General features: G+C 73.8%; 21 protein-coding genes. 7 read left to right on the top strand and 14 right to left on the bottom strand.

Annotated features, from left to right (window positions below; all coding sequences use genetic code 11):
• Position 1: 1 nt before the first annotated feature.
• The gene (locus AB5J87_RS20830; RefSeq protein WP_067159986.1) at positions 2–499 is read left to right on the top strand and encodes a MarR family winged helix-turn-helix transcriptional regulator; all 498 of its coding nucleotides are present in this window, start codon (positions 2–4) and stop codon (positions 497–499) included.
• Here the strand turns inward: AB5J87_RS20830 and AB5J87_RS20825 are convergent.
• Positions 458–1,222, bottom strand: a complete 765-nt coding sequence (locus tag AB5J87_RS20825) for a LuxR C-terminal-related transcriptional regulator (RefSeq protein ID WP_369378404.1) — start codon at positions 1,220–1,222, stop codon at positions 458–460. The genes AB5J87_RS20830 and AB5J87_RS20825 overlap by 42 nt on opposite strands.
• A 241-nt stretch (positions 1,223–1,463) precedes the next feature.
• Between AB5J87_RS20825 and AB5J87_RS20820 the strand changes: the two genes are divergently transcribed.
• Positions 1,464–1,904 (top strand): GNAT family N-acetyltransferase, encoded by a 441-nt coding sequence (locus AB5J87_RS20820; RefSeq protein ID WP_369378403.1) that lies wholly within the window; start codon positions 1,464–1,466, stop codon positions 1,902–1,904.
• A gap of 76 nt (positions 1,905–1,980) precedes the next feature.
• Here the strand turns inward: AB5J87_RS20820 and galK are convergent, their stop codons facing one another.
• From galK to rsmI, 13 genes are all read right to left on the bottom strand, one after another.
• Positions 1,981–3,132: a galactokinase gene (gene galK / locus AB5J87_RS20815; protein ID WP_369378402.1), complete on the bottom strand. Its 1,152-nt coding sequence runs from the start codon at positions 3,130–3,132 to the stop codon at positions 1,981–1,983.
• Positions 3,125–4,093: a UDP-glucose 4-epimerase GalE gene (gene galE, locus AB5J87_RS20810; protein ID WP_369378401.1), complete on the bottom strand. Its 969-nt coding sequence runs from the start codon at positions 4,091–4,093 to the stop codon at positions 3,125–3,127. The genes galK and galE overlap by 8 nt, the downstream gene beginning before the upstream one ends.
• Positions 4,090–5,136, bottom strand: a complete 1,047-nt coding sequence (gene galT / locus AB5J87_RS20805) for a galactose-1-phosphate uridylyltransferase (protein WP_369383605.1) — start codon at positions 5,134–5,136, stop codon at positions 4,090–4,092. The genes galE and galT overlap by 4 nt, the downstream gene beginning before the upstream one ends.
• A gap of 623 nt (positions 5,137–5,759) precedes the next feature.
• Positions 5,760–6,434, bottom strand: coding sequence for a LuxR C-terminal-related transcriptional regulator (locus AB5J87_RS20800; protein WP_369378400.1), 675 nt, complete (start codon positions 6,432–6,434; stop codon positions 5,760–5,762).
• 248 nt (positions 6,435–6,682) lie between these two features.
• Positions 6,683–8,542, bottom strand: a complete 1,860-nt coding sequence (locus tag AB5J87_RS20795; protein ID WP_369378399.1) for a PQQ-binding-like beta-propeller repeat protein — start codon at positions 8,540–8,542, stop codon at positions 6,683–6,685.
• 49 nt (positions 8,543–8,591) lie between these two features.
• A complete protein-coding gene (locus AB5J87_RS20790; RefSeq protein ID WP_369378398.1) occupies positions 8,592–10,382 on the bottom strand; it encodes a PQQ-binding-like beta-propeller repeat protein in 1,791 nt (596 codons plus the stop codon).
• 274 nt (positions 10,383–10,656) lie between these two features.
• Positions 10,657–12,462 (bottom strand): ABC-F family ATP-binding cassette domain-containing protein, encoded by a 1,806-nt coding sequence (locus AB5J87_RS20785; protein ID WP_369378397.1) that lies wholly within the window; start codon positions 12,460–12,462, stop codon positions 10,657–10,659.
• 109 nt (positions 12,463–12,571) lie between these two features.
• Entirely contained in the window at positions 12,572–13,465 is an 894-nt protein-coding gene (locus AB5J87_RS20780) for a 4-(cytidine 5'-diphospho)-2-C-methyl-D-erythritol kinase (protein ID WP_369378396.1), read from the bottom strand.
• A complete protein-coding gene (gene rsmA / locus AB5J87_RS20775; protein WP_369378395.1) occupies positions 13,462–14,322 on the bottom strand; it encodes a 16S rRNA (adenine(1518)-N(6)/adenine(1519)-N(6))-dimethyltransferase RsmA in 861 nt (286 codons plus the stop codon). Before rsmA ends, AB5J87_RS20780 begins: the two co-directional genes overlap by 4 nt.
• Entirely contained in the window at positions 14,319–15,674 is a 1,356-nt protein-coding gene (locus tag AB5J87_RS20770; RefSeq protein WP_369378394.1) for a ubiquitin-like domain-containing protein, read from the bottom strand. The genes rsmA and AB5J87_RS20770 overlap by 4 nt, the downstream gene beginning before the upstream one ends.
• Positions 15,675–15,827: 153 nt before the next feature.
• Complete coding sequence (locus AB5J87_RS20765; RefSeq protein WP_369378393.1) at positions 15,828–16,700, bottom strand: TatD family hydrolase; 873 nt, start codon at positions 16,698–16,700, stop codon at positions 15,828–15,830.
• 30 nt (positions 16,701–16,730) lie between these two features.
• The gene (locus tag AB5J87_RS20760; RefSeq protein WP_369378392.1) at positions 16,731–17,144 is read right to left on the bottom strand and encodes a hypothetical protein; all 414 of its coding nucleotides are present in this window, start codon (positions 17,142–17,144) and stop codon (positions 16,731–16,733) included.
• 182 nt (positions 17,145–17,326) lie between these two features.
• Entirely contained in the window at positions 17,327–18,205 is an 879-nt protein-coding gene (gene rsmI, locus AB5J87_RS20755) for a 16S rRNA (cytidine(1402)-2'-O)-methyltransferase (protein WP_369378391.1), read from the bottom strand.
• A 96-nt stretch (positions 18,206–18,301) separates the two neighbouring features.
• Between rsmI and AB5J87_RS20750 the strand changes: the two genes are divergently transcribed.
• From AB5J87_RS20750 to AB5J87_RS20730, 5 genes are all read left to right on the top strand, one after another.
• Positions 18,302–20,074 (top strand): dolichyl-phosphate-mannose--protein mannosyltransferase, encoded by a 1,773-nt coding sequence (locus AB5J87_RS20750; RefSeq protein ID WP_369378390.1) that lies wholly within the window; start codon positions 18,302–18,304, stop codon positions 20,072–20,074.
• Between the two features lie 118 nt (positions 20,075–20,192).
• Positions 20,193–21,833, top strand: coding sequence for a penicillin-binding transpeptidase domain-containing protein (locus AB5J87_RS20745; RefSeq protein ID WP_369378389.1), 1,641 nt, complete (start codon positions 20,193–20,195; stop codon positions 21,831–21,833).
• Positions 21,834–21,974: 141 nt separating this feature from the next.
• Positions 21,975–22,463, top strand: coding sequence for a YbaK/EbsC family protein (locus tag AB5J87_RS20740; RefSeq protein ID WP_369378388.1), 489 nt, complete (start codon positions 21,975–21,977; stop codon positions 22,461–22,463).
• Positions 22,460–23,311, top strand: coding sequence for an EamA family transporter (locus AB5J87_RS20735; protein ID WP_369378387.1), 852 nt, complete (start codon positions 22,460–22,462; stop codon positions 23,309–23,311). Before AB5J87_RS20740 ends, AB5J87_RS20735 begins: the two co-directional genes overlap by 4 nt.
• 503 nt (positions 23,312–23,814) lie before the next feature.
• Positions 23,815–24,981 carry a serine hydrolase domain-containing protein gene (locus AB5J87_RS20730; protein ID WP_369378386.1) on the top strand — a complete coding sequence of 389 codons (1,167 nt, stop codon included), beginning with the start codon at positions 23,815–23,817 and terminating at the stop codon, positions 24,979–24,981.
• Positions 24,982–24,985: the final 4 nt, after the last annotated feature.

Here is a 24,985-nt window from a genome sequence, read left to right as displayed (position 1 = left end):
CATGGAGGACGAGGTCGACCGTCTGGTCTCAGCATGGCGCCGCGAGCGCCCGGACCTCGACGTGGAGCCGCTGGAAGTGCTCAGCCGCGTCAGCAGGCTGGCGCGCCATCTCGACCGGGCCCGTCGGCTGGCCTTCTCCGAGCACCAGCTGGAGCCCTGGGAGTTCGACGTCCTGACGTCGCTGCGCCGCGCGGGCGCCCCCTACCAGCTCTCCCCCGGGCAGCTGCTCACCCAGACGCTGGTCACCTCGGGCACCATGACCAACCGGATCGACCGGCTCGCCAAGAAGGGCCTGGTCGAGCGGCTGCCCGACCCCAGCGACCGGCGCGGAGTGCTGGTCCGCCTCACCCCCGAGGGGCGCGACCGGGCCGACCAGGCGCTGGCCGGACTCCTGGAGCAGGAGCGGGCCATCCTGGCCCAGCTGTCGCGCACCCAGCGGGGTGAACTCGCGGCGCTGCTACGCCAGTTGACCGCCCCGTTCGACAACATCCCCGGCTAGGTCGACCGGCCCCACCCCGGCCCGCCGCGCCAGCGCGACGGCGGCCAGCGTGGAGTGCACGCCGAGCTTGCCCAGCACGTTCTGCATGTGCGTGCGGACCGTGTGCGGGGAGAGGAACAGCCGCTCGGCGACCGCCTTGCGGCCCAGGCCCGCCACCATGCAGCGCAGCACCTCGCGCTCGCGCGGAGTCAGCGACTCCACCAGGCGCTCGCTCTCGGTGCGGTGCTTGCGGGCCGCCGTGAGCTCGCGCAGCACACCGGTGAGCAGGGCGGGCGGCAGATGCGTCTCGTCCCGCAGCACGCCCCGGATCACCGCGAGCAGCCGCTGGAGCGAGCAGTCCTTGGCGACCCAGCCGGACGCCCCCGCCTGGAGCGCCAGCGCCGCGCGGCGCGGATCGTCCTTCTCGGCGAGCACCACCGTCCGCACGGCGGGCTGGCCCGAGCGGACGCCGGCCACCAGCGAGATGCCGTCCACCAGGCCGTCGGCGCCGCCGTCGGGCACGGCGCGGGCCACCGGCGCACCGGCGAGCGCGCCGAGGTCGGCGTCGACGAGCATCACGTCGAAGCGGCGCCCCTCGGCCGCGCCGCGTTCCAGACAGCGCAGTGCGGCCGGGCCGCTGCCCGCCGCGGCCACGTCGACGTCGGACTCGGCCGCCAGGGCCGCGGCCAGCGACTCCGCGAAGATTCGGTGGTCATCCACCACGAGAACCCGGATACGAACCACAGACACCCCCATGCGTCGGGGAACGGACCGGCCGGGGCACGGCGCCCGGAAGGGGAAACGGCAGTCGCGCGGCCGCCGCCGTGGACTGACTGACTACCCCACCCCGGGCGTCGTACCCGACTGTCTCGCCCCCTGATCAACACCGGCCCCCACCGGTGCTGTGCTTCAGAGTAGGGCCGTGGGCCGGAAGCGGAAGGCAAATTGCAGAACTGATTGTCCGGGGGTGTTTAGGGTGGGACACATGTTTCGTTTCGAGACGGAAGTGGACAAGGCCCGACGGATTCTGCTGGGTCAGCGGCTCAAGGACACCAATACCGAACGCTCTTCGGCGCTGCGCGCCCTGCGCGGCACCCCGGACGAGCAGGAACAGCCGCTGCACGTCTGGGCGCTGGACGACCGCGGCGGCCTGGCGGGCGGTCTGACCGGCCGCACCTGGGCGAGCTGGCTCCATGTGGACCTGCTCTGGGTGGACGCGGCGCACCGGGGCGCGGGCCTGGGCGCCGAACTCCTCGCCAGGGCCGAGGAGTCGGCCCGCACGGACCGCGCCAGCGCCTGGTCCCGCGTGGAGACGTGGGACTTCCAGGCGCCGGACTTCTACCGCAAGCAGGGGTACGAGGTGGTGGGCGAGGTGCCCGAATACCCGCCGGGCATCACCGAGTTCACCCTGGTCAAGCGGTTGTGAGGAGAGCTCGGCCCCCGGCTGTACGGCCGTGGGGGCCGGGCTCGCGGCCAAACGGCGGCGAGAGCCCGGCTCCCGGTCAAGCGGTGGCGATCCGGCGTGCTCCGGGGGACGGGACGGCCGGGAAGACCCGGGGCGGCGCGTGGCCCGCCCCGGCGAAGGCCGCCCGCACCGCGTCGGCGACCTCCCGCGTCCGTGCCGCCTCGACCAGCACGATCGCCGAGCCGCCGAAGCCGCCGCCGGTCATCCGCGCGCCCAGCGCCCCGGCCGCCACGGACGCCTCCACCACCAGGTCCAGCTCGGCGCAGGAGACCCGCAGGTCGTCGCGGAGCGAGGCGTGGCCCTCGGTGAGCACCGGGCCGACCGCGCGGGGGTCGCCCGCCGCCAGATGTCCCGCGACCCGCTCCACCCGCTCGTTGTCGGTGACGACGTGGCGCACGGCCCGGCGCACGGTCTCCGAGTCGAGGCGGGCCAGCGCGTCCGGCAGGCGCGCGAAGGAGATCTCGCGCAGGGTCCGCACACCGAGCGCCCGGGCGCCCGCCTCGCAGGCGGCGCGCCGCTCCGCGTACGCGCCGTCCCCCAGCGCGTGCTTCACCCGGGTGTCCACCACCAGCAGCGCGAGCCCGTGCGCGCCGGGGTCGAAGGGGAGCTGGCGCAGCGAGAGGTCCCTGGTGTCCAGGTGCAGCACCTGGCCCTCGGCGCAGCACGCGGACGCGGTCTGGTCCATGATCCCGCAGGGGACGCCCACGAAGTCGTTCTCGGCGCGCTGCGCGAGGCGCGCCAACTCCGGCCGGGAGAGCCCCAGTTCGTACAGGTCGTTCAGGGCGAGCGCCGTGACGACCTCCAGGGCCGCCGAGGAGGAGAGCCCGGCGCCGGTCGGCACCGAGGAGGAGAGGTGGACGTCGGCGCCGGCGACCGGGTGCCCGGCCGCCCGCAGGGCCCAGACCACGCCCGCCGGGTACGCGGCCCAGCCGCCGCCGGAGAGCGGCACCAGGTCGTCGGGGCCGAGGCGGACGATGCCGCCGTCCATGTCCGCCGAGTGCAGCGCGAGCACCCCGTCGGTGCGGCGCGCGACCGCCGCGACGGCGGTGTGCGGCAGCGCCAGCGGCATCACCAGGCCGTCGTTGAAGTCGGTGTACTCGCCGATGAGGTTGACCCGCCCCGGCGCCTCCCAGACCCCCTCCGGGGCCCTCCCGTACAGCTCCTGGAACTCGCCCGCGACGTCAGCCACCGGTGCGCTCCCGCCGGGCGAACTCCCAGGCGTCCGCGACGATCCCGGCCAGGTCGGCGCGCGAGGGGCGCCAGCCGAGGCGCTCCTGGGCGCGGGCGGCCGAGGCGACCAGGACCGCCGGATCGCCGGGGCGGCGCCCGGCCGTGACCTCGGGGACCGGGTGCCCGGTCACCTTGCGGACGGTCTCGACGACCTCGCGGACCGAGAAGCCGTTGCCGTTGCCCAGGTTGCAGATCAGGTGCTCGCCCGCGACGGCCGCGTCCAGCGCCAGCAGATGGGCCTCGGCGAGGTCGGCGACGTGGATGTAGTCGCGCACGCACGTGCCGTCCGGGGTCGGGTAGTCGTCCCCGAACACCGAGATCGACTCGCGCTCGCCCAGGGCGACCTGGAGCAGCAGCGGGATCAGGTGCGACTCGGGGTCGTGGCGCTCGCCGCAACTGCCGTACGCGCCCGCCACGTTGAAGTACCGCAGCGAGACCGCCGCGAGCCCGTGGGCCGCCGCCTCGCCGGAGATCATGTGGTCGACGGCGAGCTTGGAGGCGCCGTACGGGCTGGTGGGGGCGGTCGGGTCGGATTCGGTGAGCAGCGCGGAGGCGGGCTCGCCGTAGGTCGCGGCGGTGGAGGAGAACACCAGGCGGCGCACGCCCGCGGCGCGCATGGCGTCCAGCAGGGCCAGGGAACCGCCGACGTTGTTGGCCCAGTACTTCTCGGGGTGCGCCACCGACTCGCCGACCTGCGAGAACGCGGCGAAGTGCAGCACCGCGTCATAGGAGGCGTCCAGGTGCCGGGCGGCGTCCTGGACGCGGCCCTCGACGAAGGCGGCGCCCGCCGGGACCGCCCCGCGGAAGCCGGTGGAGAGGTCGTCGAGGACGGTGACCGCGTGGCCGGCCTCCAGGAGGTGGCGCGCGACCACGCTGCCGACATAGCCGGCACCGCCGGTGACCAGGTACTTCCCGCTCATGAACTCGCTACCTCTCGCAGGCGCCGGGCCGCGGCCTCCGGCGGCACGTCATTGATGAACACACTCATGCCGGACTCGGAACCCGCGAGGAACTTGAGCTTGCCGGAAGTGCGGCGAATGGTGAAGAGCTCTAGGTGGAGCGCGAATCCGTCCCGGTCCGCACCCGCGGAGAACGGCGCCTGGTGCCAGGCCGAGATGTACGGCGTGGGCGGTTCCGACTCCCCGAAGATCCGGTCGAAGCGTCGCAAGAGTTCCAGATAGACCTGGGGGAACTCGGTGCGCGCCGCCTCCCCCAGCGCCCGCAGGTCGGGGACGCGGGTACGCGGGTAGAGGTGCACCTCGTACGGCCAGTGCGCCGCGTACGGCACGAAGGCGGCCCAGTGCTCGGCCGCCAGGACGACCCGGCTGCCGTCGGCGAGCTCGTCGGCGAGGACGTCGTCGAAGAGGTTGCGGCCGGTGCGCTCGCGGTGCTCGGCGAGGGAGTCGAGCATCCGGGCGGTGCGCGGGGTGGTGAAGGGGTAGCCGTAGATCTGGCCGTGCGGGTGGCCGAGGGTGACGCCGATCTCGGCGCCCCGGTTCTCGAAGCAGAACACCTGCTCCACCTGCGGGAGTTCGGCCAGTTCGGCGGTCCGGTCGGTCCACGCCTCCAGGACCAGGGCGGCCTGCTCCTCGGTGAGGTCGACGAAGGAGGCGTCGTGGTCGGGGGTGAAGCAGACGACCTCGCAGCGCCCGGAGGGGCCCGCCAGGGAGGGGAAGCGGTTCTCGAAGACCGCCACGTCGTAGTCGGCGGCCGGGATCTCGCTGCGGCGCCCGTCCCGGGAGGGGCAGAGGGGGCACTCGTCGGCGGGCGGGTGGTAGGTGCGGCCCTGCCGGTGCGAGGCGATGGCCACGGAGTCGCCGAGCAGGGGGTCGCGGCGGATCTCCGAGGCGGTGGAGACGGGGTCGAGGGGCCGGGTGTCCACCTCGTCCCGGACGGCGTCGTCCCGCGAGTCGTAGTAGAGCAGCTCACGGCCGTCGGCGAGCCGGGTCGACGTCTTCTTCACCTGCACCTCCATCAAACAGAACCAAACATAAATAACCACGAGCCAACAGCCTCAGTCAATGGGCGCGACGAAGACGGGGGTGGGGGGACACGGACGGGTGCGGGAGGGGCGCCATGGGGCGGGGCCACTGGGCGCCGGGGCGCCGACGGGCGGGGACGGCGAGGGGGCGGGCCGCCCCGAGGCCGGGGCGCCGATGGCAGGGACAGCGCGGGGCCGGGGCGCCGGACGGGCCAGGGCATCGGACGGGCCAGGGCGCCGGACGGGCCAGGGCGCCGGACGGGCCAGGGCGCCGGACGGGCCAGGGCGCCGACCGCCGCGAGCGGCGGCGACGGGCCAGGGCCGTCTGGCGATTCCCGCCGGATCAGGGCCGGCCGTTCGGTGCGTGCGACCGGCCCGCGGCCGGGGCGGGCCCGCCCCGGCGCGCCTTGCCGGACAGGGCCCCGGGCTCCGGCCGGGGAAACATTTCCGCGCACGACGAGAGCGGGCCCGGCCGCGGCCGGGCGGTCTCGGTCACGGCCACGCCCGCGGTGGGGTGGGCGCGCCCCTCGGGCAGGGGCGGGCACCCATGCGGCCGGGCAGGGGCGGGCCCGCCTCCCGCCGGGCGCCCGGTGAGTGGCGGCGGGTCAGCCCGTCGGGGGTGTCGCGCGGTCCAGGAGGCCCGTGCGGGCCGCCAGGGCCGCCGCCTCCAGGCGGGAGCCGACGCCCAGCTTCATCAGGACCCGCTGCACATGGGTGCGGGCCGTGGAGGGGGCTATGCCCATCCCCGCCGCGATCAGCCGGGTGTCCTCGCCGTCGGCGACCCGTACCAGCACCTCGACCTCGCGCGGGGTCAGCATCTGGAGCAGCCGCTGCCCCTCGTCGTCGGGCTGCGCCGCCGGGTTGAGCAGCTCCGCGAAGGCGCCCTGCAGCAGCTGCGGCGCCACCGCCGCCTCTCCCGCCCGCGCCTTGACCATGGCGCGCTCCACGCCCTCGATGCGCTCGTCGTGGCGCACATAGCCGGAGGCGCCCGCGGCGAAGGCGGCGGCGATCCCGCGCGGGCTCGGCACCGGGCCGAGCACCACCACGGCCACCTGGGGCCGCTCGCGTTTGATCCGTACGACCGGGTCGAAGACCCCGGGCTCGGCGGGCGAGGCGGTGCCGAGCAGGCACACCTCGGGTGCGCGCGACACCACCAGCTCCGCCGCCCCGGCGACCGGCGCGGCCGCGGCGAGCACCCGGTGCCCGCGGAGCTTCAGTGCCGAGGCAAGCGCCTCGGCGAGCAGGCGGTGGTCGTCGACCACCATGAGCCGCACGCCCATTCGAGCAACCCCCCATCCCCCGGGGCGCGGTCGCCAACCCCCCGGCCCGGCCCTCCCTGACCCGGCAAGCTACACGCTTGTTCGACGTTGCGCGCCCCCTACCGTTGAGAAGCCGCCCGGATTGCCGAAATCACCGCCATTCAGGACTACTTGGCGAACGGGCACGTCGGCGCAGGTAGACGGGCGGCCCCGGGCGCGGAGGGGTGCTCCGCGCCCGGGGCCGCCCGGGATGACGAGTTGACGTGCGGTCAGCCGGTACCGAGGCCGATCAGCAGGTACTTCTTCTCGTCGGTGACCGTGCTCGGCTTGGAGATCATGGTCGACGACATGAAGAGCTTGCCGCTCGCGTACCGGATCTCCCCGTACTCGGGACCGAACTGCGAGAGCGCGTCCCGCACCGAGGTGTCCGCCGGGTTCTGCAGCAGCACCGTCTGCTGGAAGCTGCCGCCGTCGATGCTGACGATCTGGCTGCCCTTGTCGTACGGGGGCTTCTTGAACGCGATGACGTTGTTGCCGTCCATCCGCAGCGGCGCCAGCGAGGAGCCGTCGCCCGCGTCGGCCTTGCCGTTCACGGGCTGGCCGGTGGCCAGGTCGAACGCCATGATCTCGTTGGTGCGCCCGCTGTCGACGGTGCTGCCCGAGTGCTGCTCGGTGGGGACGAACAGCTTGCCGCCGCCCGCCGCGACCGAGGTGCACTTCTCCACCGCGGTGGAGTCGCAGTCCGCGGCGTACTTGTCGCCGGGCGCCGGGATGCGCGCCAGCAGCTTGCCGGTCTTGTCGTCGATCGAGAAGAAGTCCGAGATCCCGCTGCCGTCCCCGGCGGTGTCGCCGACGTCGGCGGCGACCACCAGCGGCTTGGTCGAGACGATGTGCGCGTAGTCGACGCCGGGCGGCATCTTGTACGAGGAGAGCGGCGCGCCCGTCTTCGGGTTCAGCGGCTGGACGGTGACCGTCGGGTTGTCGTAGTCGCCGCACTTGCGGACCGCCACCAGCGCGTCGCCGCCGCCGTAACCGGCGTCCTTGCACTGGTCGGTGGTGATCTTCGGCTGCCACAGCAGCTTGCCGGTGGCCAGGTCCCAGGCCGAACCGCCGGAGGTGCCGCCGGTGGCGACCGTGCCGGCGCCGATGGTGACCTCCTCGTACGCCGTCTTGCGGTCGCCGTCCTTGACGGAGTTCGTCCAGGCCGTCCTGCCGGTGGCCAGGTCGAGCACGGCGACCTCGGTGCAGCGCGCGTACTTCTCGCCGGACGCCTTGGGGCCCTCGTAGACGATCGCGGTCTTGTTGTCGGAGGTGACGTGCGTGGTGGCCGCGCAGACCGCGCCGGGCAGCGGCAGCTTCCACAGCTGGGTGCCCTTGACCGGGTCGTAGCCGACGACCTCGTTGACGCCCGACTTGGCGTACACCTTGTCGGTCAGCCAGGAGCCGTCCACGTGGACCAGGTCGGCGACCTTGGGCTGGGGCACCTGGAAGAGCACCTTGGCGGCCGTGTTCGCGGCCGGCTGCTCCTTGCCGCCGCCCCCGGTCGAGCCGCCCTTCTTGCCGCCGTCGGCGCCCTGCGTGGAGCCGGACTTGGACTCGTCCTTCTTGTCGTCGTCCTTGCCCTTGGCGTACCAGATGCCGCCGCCGACGATCAGCGCCACCGCGACGACCGCCGCGACGACGATCGTCATCTGCGTGTTGAGCTTCTTGCCGCCGCCGGGCCCGCCCGGGGCGCCCTGCGGCGCCATCGGCTGGGTGACCGGCTGGCCCGGGTAGCCGTAGCCGCCCTGGCCCGGCTGGGCGGGCTGGGCCGGATAGCCGTAGCCGGGCTGGGCCGGGGGCGCCTGCGGATAGCCGTACGCGGGCGCCTGCGCCGGGGGCGTGGGCGGCATCGCCGGGGGCGGCGGAGTGGGCCCGCCGAACCCGCCCGCCGGGGGCGGGGTCGGGGCGCCGAACCCGTCGGCGGGCGGCGGGGTGGGCGCCCCGAAGCCGTCGGCCGGAGGCGGCGTCGGGGCGCCGAAGCCCTCGGGCGGGGGCGGGGTGGGCGCGCCGAAGCCGCCCGCCGGGGGCTCCTGCGGGGCGCCGAAGCCGCTCGGCGGCTGCTGCGGCGGCTGGGGAGGCTGGCTCATGGCGTACGTACCTCTGCGGAAGGGAAGTGGGCGGGAGCGGACGCGGTCATCAGTTGCCGAACCCCATCAGGGCCTTGTCCTTGGTGTCGCCCTTGGGGCTGGACACCCGGCCGTTGAGGATGAACAGCCGGCCGTCGCGGTAGGCCACGTGCTTGGAGAAGAAGCCGTTCTCGATGGAGGCGGTGGACGCCGGGTTCTGCAGCACGACCTTCGGCTTGCCGCCGGTGGCCGCGATCTCCGCCACCGCACCGCCCTGCTCGGTGGTCGGCGCGATGTACGCGAAGACCTTGCCGCCCTCCGCGCTCAGCGGCAGCATCGTGCGGTCCGAGCCCGCGCTCGTACGCCACTTCTCCTTGCCGGAATCCAGGTCGAACGCCACGATCTCGTTGGTGCGCCCGAAGCCGTCGCCGGAGCTGCGCTTGGCCTCGGTCGGCAGGTAGACCGTGCTGGCGTCGGCGGTGGTGCCGAGGCAGCCCTGGAGGTCGCGCTCCATGATCGCCCAGCCGCACTCGGGCTGGAAGCTGTCCTTGCTGACCAGCTCCGAGCGGAGCGAGCCGTCCGCCTTGTACGCCGAGATGTTGAACTGCTTCTTGTCCTTGTTGGTCAGATAGACCACCAGCGGGTCCACCGAGAAGACCCGGGCGACCTTCCAGCCCTTGGGGAACTGCTTGGTCCACTTCGCCTTGCCGGTCGCCGGGTCGAGCTCCTGGATCTGGTCGATCCCCAGGGTGTCGCCGCCCACCGTGCAGCTGCCCGCCGCGAGCAGCTTGGGGCCGCCCGCGAACGCGTCCGCACGGCAGTTGCCGTTGCGCTCGCCGCCGAAGATCTTCTTGCCGTCGGTGACCGAGAAGCCGCTGACCCCGCCCATCCGGGCCACCGCGACCGTGTTGCCGCTGATCGCCATGTCGAAGCTGGTCATGATGTCGAACGCGTTCTCCGACGGGACCGGCACCTTCCAGCCCGCCTTGCCGGCCGCGAGGTCGACCTGCTGGAGCTGGTTGCACTTGGCGTTCTTGGTGGTGTTCTCCTGCACCCCGAGCACGATCTTGCCGTCGGCGGTGGTCTGGTGCGGGGCGCCGCACAGGGGCGTGCTCAGCGGCACGGTCCACTTCTCCTTGCCGTCGGCCACCGAATAGCCGACGACCTCCCGGTACATCGCCTTGACGACGGTGTCGCCGACCACCCACGGGCCGGACTGCTCGGCGCCGTTCTGGGTCAGCTGGGTGGCGTTCTCCTGGAGCCAGACCTTGGACTCGCCGTCCTTGCGGCCCGCGTTGAGGTCGTCGGAGCCGGAGCGGCCGTCGCCCTTGCCGTCGCCGAGGTCGGTGGTGGGCGAGCCGGAGGGCCGCGCGGCCTGGCTCTTGCTCGCCTCGGGCTTCTTGTCGTCGTCGCCGCCCTTGGTGGCGAAGTACACGCCGCCGCCCACGACCAGCAGACCGGCCACGGCCGCCGCCACGATCACGGCGGGCCTGCCCTTGAACGGGTTGCGCCCGCCGCCCGGCTGGTCCGGCATCGGCGCGCCCGGGTACTGGGGCTGCGTCGGGTAACCGCCGTACGGGCCGGGCTGCTGGCCGTAGGGGCCCGGCTGCTGGGCGTACGGACCGGCCTGGCCCGGCGCCTGCGGATAGCCGTAACCCGGCTGCGGGGCCTGGGGATAGCCGTAACCCGGGGCTCCGGCGGGCGCGCCCTGCGGCGGGGCCGGGGGCATCGCGGGCGGCGGGCCCGCGGGCGGCGGCGGCATCTGCGGCGGCTGCGCGGGCGGCCGGGGCGTGCCCGCAGGCGGGTCCACGGGTGCCCCGAAGCCCCCCTGCGGCGGCTGCTGGCTGGGCGGCTGGGTCACGGCGGTATCCCCCTATATCGCGCGGAACCGCTGCCCGAACGGACTCCCCCGCGTTTCCGGAGCGAAATCGGACATGGTCCCGCACAGTGTGCGTCAGTCGAGCGGGGCTTCTTTCTATCACCCACAACCGCTCGAACAGGGGGCCGGTCCGCCCCTGTTCCCAAGGGCGGACCGGCCTGTGATGTGCCTGTTATGGAGTTTGCACGTGCTCTTTACGAGTCTTCACGACGGCCCCGCGCCGCCCCGCGCGGCGGGCCCGCGCAGCCGCTCGCGGCTATGCCTCTTCGGCCAGTTCCAGCCAGCGCATCTCCAGCTCGTCGCGCTCGCCGATCAGCTCGCGCAGCTCCGCGTCGAGCTTGGCCACCTTCTCGAAGTCCGTGGCGTTGTCGGCGATCTGCGCGTGCAGGCTCGTCTCCCGGTCGGAGATCTTGTTGAGCTGCCGCTCGATCTTCTGGAGCTCCTTCTTGGCGGCGCGGGTGTCGGCGGCCGACACCGCGCTCGCCGGACGGGCCGCGACCGGCGCCGGGGCCGGGGCGGCCGACTCCACCATCCGCCTGCGCCGCTCCAGGTACTCGTCGATGCCGCGCGGCAGCATCCGCAGCGCCGCGTCGCCGAGCAGCGCCCACACGTGGTCGGTGGTGCGCTCGATGAAGAACCGGTCGTGCGAGATGACGACCATCGAGCCGGGCCAGCCGTCGAGCAGGTCCTCCAGCTGGGTCAGCGTCTCGATGTCGAGGTCGTTGGTGGGCTCGTCGAGGAACAGCACGTTCGGCTCGTCCATCAGCAGCCGCAGCAGCTGGAGCCGGCGCCGCTCACCGCCGGAGAGGTCCCCCACCGGCGTCCACTGCTTCTCCTTGCCGAACCCGAACTGCTCGCACAGCTGCCCGGCCGTCATCTCCCGGCCCTTGCCGAGGTCGACCCGGTCGCGGATCTGCTGCACGGCCTCCAGGACCCGCAGCGTGCCCGGGAGTTCGGTGACGTCCTGCGAGAGGTAGGCCAGCCGGACGGTCTTGCCGACCTTGATCTGCCCGCCGGCGGGCTGCGCCTCGCCCTCGGTGCGGGCCGCCTCCGCCAGCGCCCGCAGGAGCGAGGTCTTGCCCGCGCCGTTGACGCCGACCAGGCCGATCCGGTCGCCCGGCCCGAGCTGCCAGGTCAGATGCTTGAGCAGCACCTTGGGCCCGGCCTGGACGGTCACGTCCTCCAGGTCGAACACGCTCTTGCCCAGGCGCGCGTTGGCGAACTTCATCAGCTCGGAGGTGTCGCGCGGCGGCGGCACGTCGGCGATCAGCTCGTTGGCGGCCTCGATGCGGTAGCGGGGCTTGGAGGTGCGGGCGGGGGCGCCGCGCCGCAGCCAGGCCAGCTCCTTGCGCATCAGGTTCTGCCGCTTGGCCTCCTCGGTCGCGGCGATCCGCTCCCGCTCGGCGCGCGCGAAGACGTAGTCCGAGTAGCCGCCCTCGTACTCGTACACCGCACCGCGCTGGACGTCCCACATCCGGGTGCAGACCTGGTCCAGGAACCAGCGGTCGTGGGTGACGCAGACCAGCGCCGAGCGGCGGGCCTGGAGGTGGGCGGCCAGCCAGGCGATGCCCTCCACGTCGAGGTGGTTGGTGGGCTCGTCCAGGACGATCAGGTCCGGGTCGGAGATCAGGATCTTGGCGAGCGCGATGCGGCGGCGCTCACCGCCCGACAGGGGGGCGATGACCGTGTCCAGGCCGCTCTCGAAGCCGGGCAGGTCCAGGCCGCCGAAGAGGCCGGTGAGCACGTCCCGGATCTTGGCGTTGCCCGCCCACTCGTGGTCGGCGAGGTCGCCGATCACCTCGTGGCGGATCGTGGCCTTCGGGTCGAGCGAGTCGTGCTGGGTGAGGACGCCGAGGCGGAGGCCGCCCACGTGGGTGACACGGCCGGTGTCGGCCTCCTCCAGCTGGGCCAGCATCCGGATGAGGGTGGTCTTGCCGTCGCCGTTGCGGCCGACCACGCCGATCCGGTCCCCTTCGGAGACGCCGAGGGAGACTCCGTCGAGCAGGGCACGGGTGCCGTACACCTTGCTGACTGCCTCGACATTGACCAGGTTGACGGCCATTTCACTCCTGAACAGGGGGGCTGGATCGCCCCCAAGGTTACGTGGTGCCCGTCCCCCCGGGACGCGGGGAACTGGGCGGCCGGACCCGTCCCCCCGGGGGAACCGCGGTTCAGGCGGACACGATCGTCGCCCCGGGGGCCGGGGACCCGGCCACGCGGGCCGAGCGGCAGGTGCCGGAGGCCGTCAGCGCGTCCGCGATCCCCGTCGCCGACGCCGCGTCCCGCGCCAGGAACGCCGTGGTCGGGCCCGAGCCCGAGACCAGCGCGGCCAGCGCGCCCGCCGCCGTCCCCGCCGCCAGCGTGTCCGTCAGGGACGGGCGGAGCGACACGGCGGCCGGCTGGAGGTCGTTGGCGAGCGCGGACGCCAGGGCCTCCGCGTCGCCCGCCCGCAGCGCCGCGAGCAGCGCCCCGTCCGCCTCCGGCGCCACCGCGTCCGGGGTGAGCCGGTCGAACTCGCGGTACACCGCGGGCGTGGACAGCCCGCCGTCCGCCGCCGCGAAGACCCAGTGGAAGGAGCCCGCCACCTCCAGCACGGAGAGCTTCTCGCCCCGGCCGGTGCCCAGCGCGGCCCCGCCGACCAGGCTGAACGGCACGTCGCTGCCGAGCTCCGCGCAGATGTCGAGCAGCTCCTCGCACGAGGCGCCCGTGCCCCACAGCGCGTCGCACGCCACCAGCGCCGCCGCCCCGTCCGCGCTGCCGCCCGCCATGCCGCCCGCGACCGGGATGTCCTTGGCGATGTGGAGGTGGACGTCGGGGGAGCGTCCGTACCGCGCGGCGAGCAGCTCGGCCGCGCGCGCCGCCAGGTTCGTGCGGTCCAGGGGGACCTTGTCGGCGTCCGGGCCGGAGCAGGTGATCCGCAGCCCGTCGGCGGGGGCCGCGGTGACCTCGTCGTAGAGGCCGACCGCGAGGAAGACGTTGGCGAGGTCGTGGAAGCCGTCGGGGCGGGCCGGGCCCACCGCGAGCTGGACGTTGACCTTGGCGGGGACCCGGACCGTCACCGTCACTTCCGGGCCTCCGCGATCCGCGCGAACTCCTCCACCGTCAGCGCCTCGCCGCGCGCCTGCGGCGAGATCCCGGCGGCGACCAGCGCCTCCTCGGCGGCGGCGGCCGAACCGGCCCAGCCCGCGAGCGCGGCCCGCAGGGTCTTGCGGCGCTGCGCGAAGGCGGCGTCGACCACGGCGAAGACCTCGGCCTTGGTGGCGGTGGTCTTCACCGGCTCGCCGCGCCGGACCAGCGCGACCAGGCCGGAGTCGACGTTGGGCGCGGGCCAGAAGACGTTGCGGCCGATGGATCCGGCGCGCTTGACCTCCGCGTACCAGTTGGCCTTGACCGACGGCACTCCGTACACCTTGTTGCCGGGCTTCGCCGCGAGCCGGTCCGCGACCTCGGCCTGGACCATGACCAGGGTGCGCTCGATCGTCGGGAAGCGGTCCAGCATGTGCAGGAGGACCGGGACCGCCACGTTGTACGGCAGGTTGGCGACCAGGGCGGTCGGGGCCGGGCCGGGCAGCTCCTGGACCAGCATGGCGTCGGAGTGGACCAGCGCGAAGCCGTCCTTCTTCGCCGGCAGCCGGGCCGCGATCGTCGCGGGCAGCGCGCCCGCGAGCACGTCGTCGATCTCGACGGCCGTCACCCGGTCCGCCGCCTCCAGCAGCGCCAGGGTCAGCGAGCCGAGGCCGGGCCCGACCTCCACCACCACGTCGTCGGGCCGCACCTGCGCGGTCCGTACGATCCGGCGGACCGTATTGGCGTCGATGACGAAGTTCTGGCCGCGCTGCTTGGTGGGGCGTACGCCCAGCGCTGCGGCCAGTTCACGGATGTCGGCGGGGCCGAGGAGGGCATCGGGCTCAGTGGTGCTCACCGATACAGCCTACGGCCGCAGTGCGGCCACGGGCTCGACCCCCGCTGCACATAGAGCTTCTTCGCCCGGAACGTCTGCTCGGAGGCGCTGGCGTGCTGCGGCAGTCCGCTGCCGCCGAGCGCGTGCCAGGTCTGGCCGTCGAACTGGTAGAGCCCGCCGTAGTTGCCGCTGGGGTCGACCGCGCCGGGGCGCCCGCCGGACTCGCAGTGGGCCAGCCCGCCCCAGTCCAGGTGGTCGGCCCCGGCGACCGAGGTGGGCAGCGGCCGGGTGCCGGTCCGCACGGTCTGGGTGACGGGCTCGCGCACCACCTCCTCGGCCACCTTGCGCGGCTTCTGGCGCACCCCGTTGACGGTCCGCAGCGCGTAGGTGACCCGGCGGGAGCCCTGCTGACCGGGCCGGTCGACCACCTCGGTCCCGGCGAACAGCGAGTCGTCCTCGGTCTTCTTCACCCGGAACGCGATGGGCTCCTCGCGGACCTCGCGGGTGCCGGTGATCCGCATGACGGTGATCGTCTGGCCGTCGCGCGGGAACGAGGAGGGCGCCACCGAGGTGGTGTCCTGGCCCTGGAGGGAGATCCCGGCCTCCTGGACCGCCTCGGCGACGGTGGCCGCGTTGGTGCGGATGGTCCGCTCGCGGCCGTCGGCGAGGAAGGTGACCTGGCGCTCGGTGCGCACGTCCAGGCTGAGCCCGGCGCGGCCGATCTCCGAGGAGCGGGAGGCCGACAGATAGGCGCCCTCGGCCCGCACCCCGAGCTGGCGCAGGGCCCCGTCCACGGTCTGGGCGGTGGTCCACACCTGGCGGCGGCGGCCGTCGAGGGTGAGCGCGACGGGGCGGCCGTAGCGGACCACGACCTCGTCGCCGCCGGCCAGCGACTCGTGGCGGCCGGGCGCCACGATGTCGTGGTCGCCGACCTCCACGTGCTGGTCGTCGAGGAGTTCGTCGACGTCGTCGGCGAAGGTGTGCAGGGTGCGCGGGACGCCGTCGACGGTGAGCCGCACGGCCTTGTCGTTGGCGAGGAACGCGGTGGTGCCGCCCGCCAGGAACGCGACCACCAGGGCCTGCGGGATCAGCCTGCGCAGGGCGTCGGGGCCGGTGGCGAAGAGCGGCCCCCCGGCGCCCCGGCGGCGGCGCGCGGCCCGGCGCGCCCGCGCCCGGCCGCCGTCGTCCGCCCCCTCGCCCCCCTCGCCCCCGGCTTCGGCCCCGCGCGGCCGGGGCAGCTCGTGGGGCGGCGCCCCGTCCGTCCCGTACGGGGGCGGCTCGTACGCGGGCGGCGCGGCGGCGGGCGGCGCGTCCGTCCTCGCCGCGCGACGGCCGCCGCGTGCGGCACGGTGACTGCCCTGCGTATTGCTCACGGCGCTCCAGAGTCCGGCCTCGTCCCGTGGAGGTCCGGGACGCTGAGGGCGGGACATTAGCGGAGCGTTCGTCACCCTCCAAAGCGATTCGACTACGGAGCGTCGCCGCGCTACCCTGCACTCGCCCGGTCGGGGCACCGCGGCCGTTATCCGTCAGTAATCGAATGCGCGCGCAGTGTTCTCCGCCACGGCCGCGGCCAGCACGTCCTCGTGAACGGACTTCACCGCCGCCATGGCCCGCACCGTAATCGGAATGAGATACGGCGCATTGGGCCGTCCGCGGTACGGAGCCGGTGTGAGGAACGGTGCGTCCGTCTCCACCAGAACCAGTTCGAGCGGCGCCACGGCGAGCGCGTCACGCAGCGGCTGGGCGTTCTTGAACGTCATGTTTCCGGCGAAGGACATGAAGTAACCGGATTCCGCGCAGAGTTCCGCCATTTCCGCGTCCCCGGAATAGCAGTGGAAGACGGTGCGCTCGGGCGCGCCTTCTTCGCGCAGAATGCGCAGCACATCCGCGTGCGCCTCGCGATCGTGGATGACGAGCGCCTTGCCGTGCCGTTTGGCGATCTCGATGTGCGCCCGGAAGGACCGCTCCTGGGCGGCCATGCCGTCGGGGCCGGTGCGGAAGTGGTCCAGGCCGGTCTCGCCGACGGCCTTCACGTGGGGCAGCGCGGCGAGCCGGTCGATCTCGGCGAGCGCCTCGTCGAGGGCGGCGTCGCCGCCGGGCCGCCGCGCCCCCTGGCGCGACCAGCCGTCGGGGTCGCCCAGGACGATCCTGGGCGCCTCGTTGGGGTGCAGGGCGACGGCGGCGTGGACGTTCTCGTGCGCCTCGGCCGTGTCCGCGGCCCACTGGGAGCCCTTCAGGTCGCACCCCACCTGGACCACCGTCGTCACACCGACGGCGGCGGCCTTGGTCAGGGCCTCCTCCACCGTGGTGGACTGCATGTCCAGGTGGGTGTGCGAGTCGGCCACCGCCACCGCGAGCGGCTCGGGCAGCGGGGGCGGGGCATCCTTGGCGGCACTCATGGGGCCGATCCTATGAAAGGCCCCGGCGGGTCACTTCTTGTGGTGGTGCTGGAAGGGGTGCAGGAGGTCGGAGAGGTGCCAGTGGTGGGTGGCGTCGGCGGCCGGTTCGGGCCCGCCCGCGCGCGGGGTGTCCGGCTCGGGGTCGCCGCCCGAACCCACGGGCCCGGCGGGCGCCTGGTGGGTCGAGTGGTGCGCGAGCAACTGCTGCACGCTGGAGACCCGGCCCGCGCGCAGCGTGCGCACGACGTGTCCGCCGCAGTTCATGCAGGTGGGCTGGGACAGCGGCGAGGGGACCCGCTCCCCGTCGGCCTTGTAGACCACGAACGACTGCCCCGTGCCGTCCACGTGGTGCTCTATCTCGTACGCCTGCTCCCAGCCATACCCACACCTCATGCACGCGAAGGCGTATGCCTCGTGTGCCGTGGTCTCAGCCATCTCACTCATGTGCCGGCTCCTCTTGTCCGCTGGACAAGCTCTTGCGAGCGCTCCTTGCGAGCAGGGGCGAAAGCGTCCCCCGATCCATGGGACGCCTTTCCCCGCCAAAACGCATCAGGGGCTGTCGAGTGTTGGTGGCGATTTGGCCTTTCCTAGGCAAAAGCCCCGGTGCGCGGCCCGCGCTTTACTTTTTACGATAGTCCTTTGCCGTCACCCGGTGCCGTCCGTGCCGCGTTCTTTGCCGCCACGACGGCGTCGAAGACCTCGCGCTTGGGCAGACCCGCCTCGGCGGCCACGGCCGCGATCGCCTCCTTGCGCCGCTCGCCCGCCTCCTCGCGCACCTGGACCCGGCGGACCAGCTCCTCGGCGTCCAGCTCGGCGGGGCCGCTCTCGGCGGCGCCCTCCACCACCACGGTGATCTCGCCGCGCACCCCGTCGGCGGCCCACTCGGCCAGGTCCTTGAGGCCGCCGCGCTTGACCTCCTCGTACGTCTTGGTCAGCTCGCGGCAGACGGCGGCCCGGCGGTCGGGCCCGAAGACCTCGGCCATCGCGGCGAGGGTGTCGTCGAGGCGGTGCGGGGCCTCGAAGTAGACGAGGGTGCGGCGCTCGTCGGCGACCTCGCGCAGCCGCCCGAGGCGCTCGCCCGCCTTGCGCGGCAGGAAGCCCTCGAAGCAGAACCGGTCCACGGGCAGCCCGGACAGGGCGAGCGCGGTGAGCACCGCCGAGGGCCCCGGCACCGCCGTGACCTTGATGTCCTTCTCGACGGCCGCGGCCACCAGCCGGTAGCCGGGGTCGGAGACCGACGGCATCCCGGCGTCGGTCACCAGCAGCACCCGCGCACCGCCTTCGAGCGCCTCGACCAGCTCCGGGGTGCGGGCGGACTCATTGCCCTCGAAGTAGGAGACGACCCGCCCGGAGGTGTGGATGCCGAGCGCCCGGGTCAGGCCGCGCAGCCGCCGGGTGTCCTCGGCGGCGACGACGTCGGCCCGCTCCAGTTCGGCGGCGAGGCGCGGCGGCGCGTCCGCGATGTCGCCGATGGGGGTCCCTGCGAGTACGAGTGTTCCGGTCACCGTGCCATCCTCCCAGCCCGTGGCCGCCCCGGTCGCCCCGGCGGGGTTCTGGCCCGGCCGCGGGACTCGCACAGGCGCTTTCCCTACGATGGCGCGGTGACCAGTACTGCGCCACAGACCCTTGAGGGCCATGACGCCGGAGATCCGCCGCACGGCTGGCAGGACCGGCTGCGCCGCTTCGGCTACGCGGCCCCGCCGAGAATCGGCCTGCGCGACCGGCTGGTGCCGCCGTACACCCGGCCGTCCGGTCAGCTCTGGGCGGTCCTGAAGGTCTCCCCGGCGCTGGCCGAGCGCCTGGTGCGCTGGGCGCCGTGGGGCGGGCCGCTGCTGGTCACGCTGGTCGCGGGGCTGCTGCGGTTCTGGAACCTGGGCAGCCCGGACGCGGTGATATTCGACGAGACGTACTACGCCAAGGACGCCTGGGCGCTGATCAACCACGGCTACGAGGGCGCCTGGCCCAAGGACGTCGACAAGCTGATCATCAAGGACCCCTCGTCGGTGCCGATCCCCACCGACCCGGGCTATGTGGTGCATCCGCCGGTCGGCAAGTACCTGATCGGGCTCGGCGAGAAGTGGTTCGACTTCACCCCGTTCGGCTGGCGCTTCATGATGGCGGTGCTCGGCACGCTCTCGGTGCTGATGCTCTGCCGGATCGGGCGGCGGCTGTTCCGCTCGACGTTCCTGGGCTGTCTGGCGGGCCTGCTGCTCGCGGTGGACGGGCTGCACTTCGTGATGAGCCGGATGGCCCTGCTCGACCTCGTGGTCATGTTCTTCGTGCTCGCGGCCTTCGGCTGCCTGCTCATCGACCGGGACCGGGCGCGCGCCCGGCTGGCGGCGGCGCTGCCCGAGGGCGAGGACGGCGACCTGCGCCCGGACGCGCACCTGGCCGAGACCCTGCGCCTGGGGTGGCGCCCGTGGCGGATCGCGGCCGGGGTGATGCTGGGCCTGGCCTGCGGCACGAAGTGGAACGGGCTGTACGTCCTGGTCTTCTTCTGCGTGATGACGGTGCTGTGGGACGCGGGCGCCCGGCGCACGGCGGGCGCGGTGCGGCCCTACCGGGCGGCGCTGAAGCGGGACGTGCTGCCCGCCTTCGTCGCCACGGTCCCGGTCGCGCTCGCCACCTACATGGCGTCCTGGGCGGGCTGGTTCTCCACGGACAAGGGCTACTTCCGGGACTGGGCGCACGGCCGCGACGGCCTCTCCCCCGACCATGTGAAGCTGCCGCTGCTCGGCAAGATCGGCCTGCCGCAGTTCGACATGAGCTGGATGCCGGAGTCGCTGCGCAGCTTCTGGCACTACGAGGCCGAGGTCTACAGCTTCCACGTCAACCTGACGGACAAGCACACCTACCAGTCCAACCCGTGGAGCTGGATCGTCCTGGGGCGCCCGGTCTCGTACTTCTACGAGAGCCCCTCCCCCGGCGTCGACGGCTGCCCCTCGGACACCACCGACAAGTGCGCCCGCGAGGTGCTGGCGCTGGGCACACCGCTGCTGTGGTGGGCGGCCTGCGTCGCGATCCTCTACGTCCTGTGGCGCTGGGCGTTCCGGCGGGACTGGCGGGCGGGCGCGATCGCCTGCGGCATCGCGGCGGGCTGGGCCCCCTGGTTCCTGTACCAGGAGCGGACGATCTTCTTCTTCTACGCGGTCGTCTTCGTGCCGTTCCTCTGTCTGGCGGTGGCGATGATGATCGGCGCGATCCTGGGGCCACCGGGCTCGGACGAGCGGCGCCGGGCGGTGGGCGCGATCGGCGCGGGCGTGCTGGTCCTGCTGATCGTCTGGAACTTCATCTACTTCTGGCCGCTGTACACGGGCACGGCGATCCCGCTGGATTCCTGGCGGAACCGGATGTGGCTGGATACCTGGGTGTGAGGCGGTGACGGGTGTCCCGGTCCGGTAACGGACGGGGCCGCTGTCACTGCTGTCACGTAGGGTTGCCCCCAAGCATCTCTTGAACGTGTTCAAGGGACTCCTGGGGAGGGGCTGCGAGATGCGCAGTGGAGCGAAGGCCGCCATCGTCGGCGGAGTGTTCGTGGCGGTCGGCACCGGTGTGGTGTACGGGGGCTACCAGATGCTGGCCGGGGACGACTCGTCCTCCGGCGCGCACACCAGGGCGGCGCCGGCCCGGACCGGACCGCCCAGCGCCGACGAGATCACCACGACCGCGCGGGCGTTCTTCGACGCCTGGTCCAAGGGGGACGCGGCGGCGGCCTCGGCGCTGACCAACAACGACGCCGCGGCCCGGACCGCGCTCGCCGGCTTCCACGACGAGGCGCACGTGGACCAGGTGACGATCACACCGGGGACGGCCGTGGGGGCGACCGTTCCGTACACGGTGAAGGCGCGGGTCTCGTACGAGGGGAAGACCGCGCCGCTCGACTACGGCTCGCGGCTGACCGTCGTGCGGGGCGTGAGCACCGGCAAGGCGCTGGTGGACTGGCAGCCCGCGGTGGTCCACCCGAAGCTGAGGACCGGCGAGAAGCTGATGACCGGGGCCGCGAAGAACCCCGAGATCGAGGCGGTCGACCACGAGGGGCGGGTGCTGACGAAGGAGAAGTACCCCTCGCTCGGCCCGGTCCTGGACGCGCTGCGCCAGCGGTACGGCGCCAAGGTCAACGGCACGCCGGGGGTGGAGACCTGGATCGAGGGGACCGCGGAGGGCGCGCCGAACCGGACGCTGCTGACCCTGGCCAAGGGCCGCCCCGGCAGGCTGACGACCACCCTGGACGCGGACGTGCAGGCGGCGGCCGAGCTGGCGGTGAAGCGGTTCGGGGAGTCGTCGGTGGTGGCCGTCGACCCGGACTCGGGCGGGATACGCGCGGTCGCGGACAACCGGAACGACGGCTTCCCCGCCTCGCTCCAGGCGTCCGTCGCCCCCGGCTCCACCATGAAGATCATCACCGCCGCGATGATCATCCAGAACGGCGTGGGCGGCGCGGACCAGCGGGTGGAGTGTCCCGCGACCGTGCCGTGGGAGGGCTACACCTTCCACAACCTGAACGACTTCTCGATCGGCGGCGGCACCCTGACCGACGCGTTCGCCCGGTCCTGCAACACCGCCTTCATCAAGCCGGTCAAGCCGCTCAGCGCCAAGCACATCGCCGGGACGGCGCTCGGCCAGACCGCCCGCGACTACTTCGGGCTCGGCCAGGACAACTGGAAGCTCGGCGGGGTGAAGTCCTTCGACGGCAGCGTTCCGGAGTCCTCCGGCGTGGAGACCGCCGCCTCCTACATCGGCCAGGGCAAGGTCCAGATGAGCCCGCTCGACATGGCGTCGGTCTCGGCCACCGTCATCGGCCGCGGCTTCCGGCAGCCGGTGATCGTGCCGAAGTCCCTGGACGACCGGGAACTGGCCACCGCCAAGCCGCTGCCCGGCCCGCTCGCCTCCCAGCTCCAGCGGCTGATGCACGCGGCGACCACCGGCAGCGGTACGGCCGTGAAGGCGATGGCCGGGGTCCCCGGCCCCAAGGGCGCCAAGACCGGCTCGGCCGAGGTGGACCAGCAGGGCAAGTCCAACAGCTGGTTCACCGGCTACGGCAACGGCCTGGCCGCCGCGGCCCTGGTCCAGTCCGGCGGCCACGGCGGCGACGCGGCCGGCCCGATCGTGGCGCAGGTCCTGCGGGCGGGGTGAGGCGTACACCGTCGTGGACGGGGTGGGGCACACCGGGTGAGGCGTGCGAGGCGAGCCGGGCGGGGTGACACGGGCGGGTGACACGGGGCACGGGGAAACGCCCTCGCGTGTGGCATACAGCTGCCGATAGCGTGCGGGGACATGAGCGCACAGGAATCACCCGCCCATCCCCGATTCGCCGAGGCGCTGCGCGCCCTCGGGCTCGACGTGGAGGTCCGCCGCTTCCCGGACGCGACCAGAACCGCCGCCGAGGCGGCGACCGCCATCGGCTGCGACATCAGCGAGATCGTCAAGTCGCTGGTCTTCGAGGCGGACGGGGTCCCGGTGATCGTCCTGATGGACGGCTCGTCGCGGGTGGACGTGGAGCTCGTACGGCGTGAACTGGGCGCGGAGAAGGTGCGGCGGGCCGGGGCCGACCTCGTGCGCGAGACGACCGGTTACGCGATCGGCGGCGTCCCGCCCTTCGGCCACACCCACCGCACCCGCGTCCTCGCCGACCGCGCGCTCCTCGGCCACCCCGTGGTCTGGGCGGCGGCCGGCACCCCGCACACCGTCTTCCCGCTCGACCCCGAGACGCTGATCGGGCACGCGGGCGGGGCGCTGGTCGACGTGCGCGAGCGCACCGCGTGAGCCTGGCAGTCGCGCTGGCCGTCCTGCTCGCCGCCGTCACCCACGCGTCCTGGAACGCGATGGCGCACACGATCAAGGACCAGCTGGTCGCGTTCACCCTGATAGGCGGCGGGGCCACGGCGATCGGGGCGGTGCTCGCGGTGTTCGCGCCGCTGCCCGCCTCGGGCGCCTGGCCGTATCTGTTCGCCTCGGCGGCGCTCCACACCGCGTACCAGGCGCTGCTGATGCGGTCGTTCAGCCTCGGCGACTTCGGCCAGATGTATCCGATCGCGCGGGGCACGGCGCCGCTGGTGGTGACCGTGCTGGCCGTGGTGTTCGTCGGCGAGAGCCTGAACGCCTGGCAGGCGGCGGGCGTGGCGGTCGCCTCGGCGGGCCTGGTCGGGGTCGCGCTGTGGGGCATCCGGGGATCGGGGGCGCGGGGGCACTGGCCCGCGCTCCTCGCCGCGCTGGCGACGGGGCTCTCGATCGCCGCGTACACCGTCGTGGACGGGGTGGGCGTACGCGCCTCCGGCACGCCGCTCGGCTACATCGCGTGGCTGATGATCCTGGAGGGGCTGCTGATCCCGGCGTACGCGCTGTACCGGCGGCGGGGCGCGCTCTTGGCGCAGCTGCGCCCGTACGCGGCGCGCGGGCTGCTGGGGGCGGCCCTGTCCATGACCGCCTACGGCCTGGTCCTGTGGGCCCAGACCCGGGCGGCGCTGGCGCCGGTGGCGGCGCTGCGCGAGTCGAGCATCATCGTGGGGGCGGCGATCGGGGCGCTGTTCTTCAAGGAGCGGTTCGGGGCGCCGCGGATCGCTGCGGCGGGTGTGCTGGTGGTGGGGATCGGGCTGATGCTCCGCGCCGGCTGACCGGGGCCCTCGCCCCGGACCCCGAGCCCGCGCTCCACGTTCGACCGCGGGCCGACGGGGCACGCCCCTGAGTGCCGCTGCGCGTTCGACCGCGCGCCGGTGGGGGCTGGTCGCGCAGTTCCCCGCGCCCCTAAAAGCCGCTGCGCGTTCGACCGCAGGTTCGTGGGGGCTGGTCGCGCAGTTCCCCGCGCCCCCAAAGACTTGCGGCTGCGCCGCACACCCCCAGGGGCGCGGGGAACTGCGCGAACGGCCCCCACCGGGCCGCAGACGAAGAAACCAGCCGCCCGGCCAGGGCTTACGGGAAGGGGCGGGGTGGGGGAAGAACCCCTGGCTGCGCCGCACCCCCAGGGGCGCGGGGAACTGCGCGATCAGCCCCCACCGGGCCGCAGACGAAGAAACCAGCCGCCCGGCCAGGGCTTACGGGAAGGGGCGGGGGGGGGGAAGATCCCCGGGGGTCACCACGTTCAATGGTTCGCACACGTAGCCAAGACGTAGGAGCGGGCGTGGACGTGCAGGGCTCGGTGGACCCGGGGTACGAAGCGGTCAAGGACGCGTTCGTCCGCAACTTCACCCACCGGGGCGACCCCGGCGCCGCCGTGGCCGTCTACCGCGACGGCCGCAAGGTGGTCGACCTGTGGGGCGGCACCAAGGACGTGGACGGCACCGCCCCCTGGGCCGTGGACACCGCCCAGATCGTCCGCTCGGCCACCAAGGGCGTGGCCGCCGCCGTCCCCCTCCTCCTGCACCAGCGCGGCCAGCTCGACCTGGACGCGCCGGTCGCCGCCTACTGGCCCGAGTTCAAGGCGGCCGGCAAGGACCGCACCCTGGTCCGCCACCTCCTCTCGCACCGCGCCGCCGTCCCCGCCCTGGACCGCCCCCTCACCCCGGCCGAGGCGGCCGACGGCGAGTCCGGCCCGGCGGCGGTCGCCGCGCAGTCGCCGTTCTGGGAGCCGGGGACCGGGCACGGCTACCACGCCCAGACGTACAGCTGGCTGCTGGCCGAGCTGGTGCGCCGGGTCACCGGCCGGACCATCGGCCGCTGGGTCGCCGAGGAGATCGCCCGCCCGCTCGGCGCCGACCTGTGGATCGGGCTGCCCGCGGAGGAGGCCGGCCGGGTGGGCCGGGTGGGCCCCGTGGAGGCGCCCCGCGCGGCGGGTGGCATCACCCTGCGCCCCAAGCCCGCCGTGGCCGCCGCCTACGCCGACCCGGACTCCCTCACCCGCCGCGCCTTCGGCGCCATCGACCCGCTCCCGGACGAGAACGACCCCGGCTACCGGGCGGCCGAACTGCCCGCCTCGGCGGGGATATCGACGGCGCGCGGCCTCGCCCGGTTCTACGCCGCCACCCTCGGGGACGTGGACGGCAAGCGGCTGTTCGCCCCGGCCACGGTCGCCCTGGCCCGTACGGAGGAGTCCGCGGGACCCGACCGCGTACTCGTCGTGAACACCCGCTTCGGGCTCGGCTTCATGCTGCACGGCCCGGCCTCCCCGCTGCTGGGCCCCGGCTCCTTCGGGCACCCGGGCCGCGGCGGCTCGCTCGGCTTCGCCGACCCGGAGTCCGGCGTCGCCTTCGGCTACGTCACCAACGGCCACCAGAAGGGCGTCACGGCCGACCCGCGAGCCCAGGCACTGGTGCGGGCGGTGCGGACGGCCGTGGACGCTCCGGCGTAGTACG

Source organism: Streptomyces sp. cg36 (assembly GCF_041080675.1).
Classification (GTDB): domain Bacteria; phylum Actinomycetota; class Actinomycetes; order Streptomycetales; family Streptomycetaceae; genus Streptomyces.
Note: the sequence above shows the minus strand (reverse complement) of the source record. Positions and strands in the feature narration are given on the sequence as shown.